The 6,197-nt window shown below is 49.0% G+C and carries 6 protein-coding genes; 2 read left to right on the top strand and 4 right to left on the bottom strand.

Annotated features, from left to right (window positions below; genetic code table 11):
- Window positions 1-172: 172 nt before the first annotated feature.
- The 4 genes from J3L11_RS13505 to J3L11_RS13490 all read right to left on the bottom strand — a co-directional run bounded on the left by J3L11_RS13505 (window position 173) and on the right by J3L11_RS13490 (window position 3,800).
- A complete protein-coding gene (locus tag J3L11_RS13505) occupies window positions 173-820 on the bottom strand; it encodes a LysE family translocator (protein WP_207571332.1) in 648 nt (215 codons plus the stop codon).
- 84 nt (window positions 821-904) lie between these two features.
- Window positions 905-1,741 (bottom strand): AraC family transcriptional regulator, encoded by an 837-nt coding sequence (locus tag J3L11_RS13500; RefSeq protein WP_207571331.1) that lies wholly within the window; start codon window positions 1,739-1,741, stop codon window positions 905-907.
- A gap of 104 nt (window positions 1,742-1,845) precedes the next feature.
- Window positions 1,846-3,060: a methyltransferase domain-containing protein gene (locus J3L11_RS13495; RefSeq protein ID WP_207571330.1), complete on the bottom strand. Its 1,215-nt coding sequence runs from the start codon at window positions 3,058-3,060 to the stop codon at window positions 1,846-1,848.
- A gap of 80 nt (window positions 3,061-3,140) precedes the next feature.
- Window positions 3,141-3,800, bottom strand: a complete 660-nt coding sequence (locus tag J3L11_RS13490; RefSeq protein ID WP_207571329.1) for a DUF3334 family protein — start codon at window positions 3,798-3,800, stop codon at window positions 3,141-3,143.
- Window positions 3,801-4,065: 265 nt separating this feature from the next.
- Between J3L11_RS13490 and J3L11_RS13485 the strand changes: the two genes are divergently transcribed.
- Window positions 4,066-5,700: a methyl-accepting chemotaxis protein gene (locus J3L11_RS13485; protein WP_207571328.1), complete on the top strand. Its 1,635-nt coding sequence runs from the start codon at window positions 4,066-4,068 to the stop codon at window positions 5,698-5,700.
- 87 nt (window positions 5,701-5,787) lie between these two features.
- On the top strand, window positions 5,788-6,177 hold the full coding sequence (locus J3L11_RS13480) for an ACT domain-containing protein (protein WP_207571327.1): 390 nt from the start codon (window positions 5,788-5,790) through the stop codon (window positions 6,175-6,177).
- Window positions 6,178-6,197 lie beyond the last annotated feature (20 nt).

Here is a 6,197-nt window from a genome sequence, read left to right as displayed (position 1 = left end):
GGTTTCTTCAACAACCGTCAAGTGTTCGAGTAAGTCCATCAGGGCTGCTAATTGCGAAATGGGCAGCCATTAGATCACAGCATAGAGCTACAACTCAACACGGGCTAAAAAGTACGATCCCGCCCTGCGGCGGTAACCGCCATATATTGCTAACCTTACAAGGCGAATGATTTCAAAGTCGCTGGTATCCCTGTAACAGCAGTAACATTGCGAACAGCAGCAGGATCACGCCGCTAAAGACTAAAATCCCACGATTATTACGCTGCAACCATTGGCTGCAACGGGGGATATTCAGTGCCCAGCCAAGAAATCCGAACCACAATAACGCCAGACTGAAAAACAGGATCACTAATGCCAGCTTAAACTGCAGTGGGCTTTGCAGTGGCAGCATCCCGGCAATTACACTGAAAAAATACACATAGGCCTTGGGATTCAAGGCATTGGTGGCAAAACCTGTCCACCAGCCATGACGGCGAGAATAGCTCCGCAGTGTCTTGGGCATTTGTTTATGTTGCACTGAGTCTTGCGTGGCAAGCGCCCCAGACAAACAGCCATAGCCCAGATATCCCAGCCACAATGCAGCACACCAAGGCAACCATAACATCAGTTGCGGCAACCAGTGTTGCAACAAGGCTGCGGCAAACGTTACCGTAATGGTGTGTAACATAATGGCCGAGGCCAGTCCCAACGCTAGGAAAAACGCATAACGGCGTCCCCCCACAACACTGGCTCGCAGCATCAGCGCAAAATCGGGGCCAGGAGCGACCAACGCCGCCACATGTACAGTTCCCAAAGTAAATAACAGCGACAACCAACTCATAGTTTGTTTTCTGTGAACCCAATAAGCCTTAGATAGGCATCAGTGTAATGGAGTCTATTGCGAAGGGATTGGAAAAAATTGCAGCTAACCAGCAAGTTGACGCCGATACAGCGCAGGCGTCAGATTGTAACGCCGTTTAAAGTAATGATGCAGATGACTTTGATCATAAAATCCAGCGGCACTGGCCGCGGTAGCCACATCATTGCCTGCTGCCAGTAGTTGTCGAGCATAATCCACACGCAGAGCCAAGATGTAAGCATGCGGTGTCATACCAAAACTACGGCGGAACCTACGTAGAAATTGAAACTCATTGAGTTGAAACAGTTGGGCGAGAGTCTGTAAGCGGTGATTCGCGGCTAAATCGGCATAGAGAAAATCCTTTAACAGCGTTATCTGCCATGCTGTAAGCCCGCCAGCAATCGCAACCGAACGTCGCTGGCTGTCGCCATGACGCTTGATAAGTGCGCTCATCAGCTCCAGCAGTAAACCATCAACCGCAATGGGGGCACCGTGTGGTTGATTCACCAGTTGATGTAGTTGTAATAAGCCGCGATATAGTGGTTGATCAACAATCTCTGGCCCGTTGAAATAGGGTTCGGCCGCATATCCTAATTGCTGTGCAAACTGAGCCCATGCCGCACCACTGATCCGTAACAACCGCACTTGGTAAAGTGCTTTGTTCAGTCCTTCACCATCATGCACTTCATCCGGGTTAATCAGCGAAATCCGCCCGGGTGCCAGTAAATACTGAGATCCGCGATGCATAAAGCGCTGGGCACCACAATCGACCACACCGATATGAAAGTCAGCATGCACATGCCGATCAAAGGCAAAACCCTGATAACGGGCACGCACTAGCTCGATACCACTAACCGGCGTCAATAATTGATGTTCAATCGCGGGTGCGGACAAGATAAACACAACTCAGATAAGCAGCAGATTAAAGTCAGTGTAACCGTCTGCACTCGCCAATGCTTGTAAAAAACTGCAGCAAACCCTGCAAAAAAAGTGCACTGTTCAGACGATTATTCTGCAGTACGTTGCAATCTTGCCCAATAAAAACCATCAAAACCACTGTTGGCCGGGCTGATAGTAGCATCATCTAACAGCCGGAAGTTGCTATGACTGGTGAGAAAGTTATCGACTTGCTGTCGGTTTTCATCCGGCATAATGGAACAGGTGGCGTACACCAGAATGCCGTCAACTTTCAACATCCGGCTGTAGCTGTCGAGGATCTGTGCTTGCAATGCCTGTAATACGGGTAAGCGCGTTTCGGTGTCACGCCATTTAGTGTCAGGGTTGCGTTTTAGTACTCCCAAGCCAGAACACGGGACATCCAGTAGCAAGCGATCTGCCGACAATTTCAGGCGTTTAATGGTTTTACTGGAGCTGATCAGCCGGGTCTCAACATTATGTGCACCCGCACGGCGTGCGCGCTCTTTGAGATTGTCCAGCTTCCACTGTTCAACATCCATTGCCAGTAATCGGCCTTTGCCCTGCATTTTGGCAGCCAGGTGCAGCGTTTTCCCACCCGCACCAGCACAGGCATCAATCACCCGCATTCCCGGTGTCACATCCAGCGCGTCAGCCACATGTTGTGAGCCGGCATCTTGCTGTTCAAACCAACCATCCTTAAATGCGTCAGTACGAAATAACGCTGCATCAGAAGTCACTTCCAGCGCCGTTGCAACGCCTTCCACCGCAACGGCGGAAATGCCCTCTTTTGCCAGCCGCGATTGCAGTTGATTACGGTCACATTTAAGCAGATTAGTGCGCAGATAGCGCTTAGGGGCTTGCGCCAACGCCGCACGCTCGGCCGCCCAACTGTCACCTAACTGCCGCTGTCCCAGCTCATCCAGCCACGCCGGACAACCATCGCGTAATGCTGCCACGCTATCGGCATGCTGCAGCCGTAATGCCAGCGTTTTCGCGTCAATGGCCTTAGCCTGTTGCCAACCGGGGGGCGGTAATTGCCGATAAGCATGCCAGGCCATCAGTAAATCAGCGGCATGTTTGCCCGCATCGGCTAAGGACACATGCGCTAGATAACAGTATAAGTTCAATCGTCTGATAATCTCACCAACCACACGAGTTATCTGTGCTTGCTGTGCAGGGGCTAATTTCAAACCAGCAAACTGTCGAGAGTAAGCCCGATCCAACGGCGCGCCATCACTGATAACATCGCGGATAACTTGCGCTGCGAGTTCACAGGCATAGATGGATAAAGAGTATTCAGACATAACAACAGCCTCGGCAGCAAAAACCGCGGGATCATAGGAGGATGTCCGGGCCTTGGCAAGCCCGGACCGGACACAGCAGATTAGATACCGAGTTTATCAAACAAGTCTTCAGTGACATCCCCGCTGTGACTGGCGCCCCGTGAATGCATCGCCAAAATATCATCAGGGTCCATTTCCTCTTCGACGTCAACGGACGCCAAACCGATGAATTCAGTGTTATCCATGGCAAATTCAAGATAAAAGATATTATTGTTTTCAGTACGGAAACTCACCCGACGAGTGACCGGCTCATCCAGATTAGCCTCAATGGATAATGTCAGTTCACGGTTAATAGTGAGCATTTTAGGCTGACTCTGACTGATGGACGTTTGCAACTCTTTGGAAACCTGATTAATAAAGTTGCCCAACATCTGGTTCATCAGCTCACCCATCACGTTTGCCACTTCATCAGAGGTGTACTTGATGGCTAACTCATCTTCCGGCATGCCCATACTCAACAGGTAGCGGCGGTAGATCTCCATGGCCGCATCAGCTGAAAAGTTGATCACCACCAGTCCTGAGAAACCACCATCAAAAATCGAAAAACACCCCAGATCTGGCCGCAAACGCGTTTGCCCGATGCGCTGAACCATACCAGCATGACTAATTCTGCTAGCCGTGGTGGTTGACAAGACCTGCGACACCGACCGACATAGTTTTAGTAAAATATCATCCGAGTTGATCACTTGAGATGGCTGCATCTGAGCTGCTCCTGATAGCCATCCGGACAATGCAATAGCCACATATATCCGGAGAGAAAACAAATAATTATAAAGCGTAGTCTGATTCTATGCTGCTGGCTTCCACAAAGGCAAAGTAATTTGCTTGCCATCCCGCGTTTATGACGGAAAAATGAGCGTGATCAACTATTGAAAATACCGTTTAGCGAAATACTTTCAAATGCTAATGGAATTGCTGTATATTCGACGCAACTTATAGAAATATAACATAAAAAGGATTGCATCCATGAATCTGCTGCGGCAACTTACCATCCTGCAAAGATTGATCCTGATGTTAGTGATGGCAGCAATAGGAACTGTATGCTTCGCAAGTTTTTCTATTAAGGAGCAATACAGCAATCTAATCAATCAGAAATGGGTGCAGAATGATGCGTTACTAAATTCTGCATTATCGATTATTGAGGCGAGCCGACTCCAAGCCTATGCCAGTAATACTTCAGAAAAAGAGGCACAACAGCAAACCATTCGTTTATTTGATGGTATGCGCTTTGGCAAGGATGGTTATTACATCCTGATTGGCAGTGATGGCGTTATTTTGTCTGACAGCCAGTACCCCAAATTGGTCGGGACACACGTTTCCGAGTTAAAAACCGCCGATGGTGAACACCCTTTTGTCAAGTTTATCAGTGATGCAAGAGCCAACGATAAAGCGACTATCACCTATAACTACCGCAATCCAGCGACCGGGCAAGACGAAAAAAAACTCACTGAAGCCCGCCATGACAAAACATGGGACTGGACAATTATGACTGGCAACTATGTCAGCGATATCAATGACACCATGACCACGGTATCCATCCATTATTTAGTGATCATGCTGATTATCTCATTGCCGATTTTTGCTTTCTTCTTGGTGTTGAACAAATCCATTACCAGCCCAATTAACGAAGCGATTAACGCTATGAAGGATATCGCCCAGGGCGATGGTGACTTGCGCAAGCGGCTAAACAGCCCAGGCAAAGATGAGGTGTCATTACTGGCCGATGCATTCAATGAGTTTGTTGCCAAGATTGCCACTGCACTGCAACAGATGAAACCGCTGGGACTGGATCTGAATACCGATGCCGGACAACTGATGAATGCAGTACAAGAATCGAATGAAAGTGCAGATCATATCCATAAAGAGATTGCCAGTGTTGCAACAGCTATCAATCAAATGCTGAGTACGACTCGTGAAATGGCTGGCAATACCCAGCAAGCGGCCGATGCGGCCACGAGCGTGAAGCAGCAAGCGCTCCAAGGTAAGCAAACCATGGAAAATACCTTGGAAGGCTGCCGCACGTTAGCGAGTGAATTACAATCTTCGGCAAGTTTAACGCTGGCTCTGGGTCATGCATCTGAGAAAATCGGCAGTATTTTGGAAGTTATCCGTTCTATTGCCGACCAAACCAACCTGTTGGCCCTGAACGCGGCGATTGAAGCTGCTCGCGCAGGAGAACATGGGCGAGGATTTGCCGTTGTGGCCGACGAGGTGCGAGCGCTGGCCACTCGGACTCAGGAATCCACTAACGAGATCCATACCATTATTGCCGAGATCCAACACGGTGTTGACAGTGTCATGAAGAGTAACCAACTGACCCAAAAAGAGTCACAGGAGTTGCAGCAGCATGCACAGAACACCAATGCCGCCGTGGAAAAAATCCTGCAATTGGTTGCCGCCATTTCTGATATGAACACTCAATTGGCGAGCGCTACCGAAGAACAATCTTTGGTGACAGAAGAAATTAATCGTAATATCAGTAATATTTCTGAGCTCACAGAAGTGTCCGTCCAAGCGAATGCCAGCAACAGCCATGCTGCCGCCGATATGGGTAACATCAGCCAGCAGATGGCTGCGGCACTTGGACAGTTCAAAACCTGACGGTTATGATGGGAGCCGAAGACAAGGAGCGTCACACATATATAACGGGCATCATTAAGATGCCCGGTTATCTAGAGGAATTATGTTGTGCGCTTGACGCTGGCTGTTCACCCTACGCTCTACACCATACATAGTTTCGCTGCTGATACCGCCGTTCCGTCAGTCGTGCTTGAACAGCCCACCTATTTTTTGGCGAAGACCCGCGAAGAAATGTCAATTGTGATTGATGCCCGCGTGCCACTCGATAGCCTAGAACAAGAGAGCAATTGGCGCTGTTTGGAGATACTCGGGCCGCTGGGATTTTCTGCTACCGGGATACACGCTAAGATTGCCACAACCTTAGCAGACGCTCATGTCTGTATTTTTTCATTATCTACATTCGATACCGACTATATACTGGTTAAGTGGGATAAGCTGGACACTGCGATAAAAGCGTTACGCGCTAAGGGCTACCAAGTGATTGAATATGACCGCTGAGTGCGGCATGCTAGCGCCAG

The sequence above is a fragment of the Shewanella sp. 4t3-1-2LB genome (assembly GCF_017368415.1).
Lineage (GTDB): Bacteria > Pseudomonadota > Gammaproteobacteria > Enterobacterales > Shewanellaceae > Shewanella > Shewanella fodinae.
This window is presented reverse-complemented; position numbering and strand designations above follow the sequence as displayed.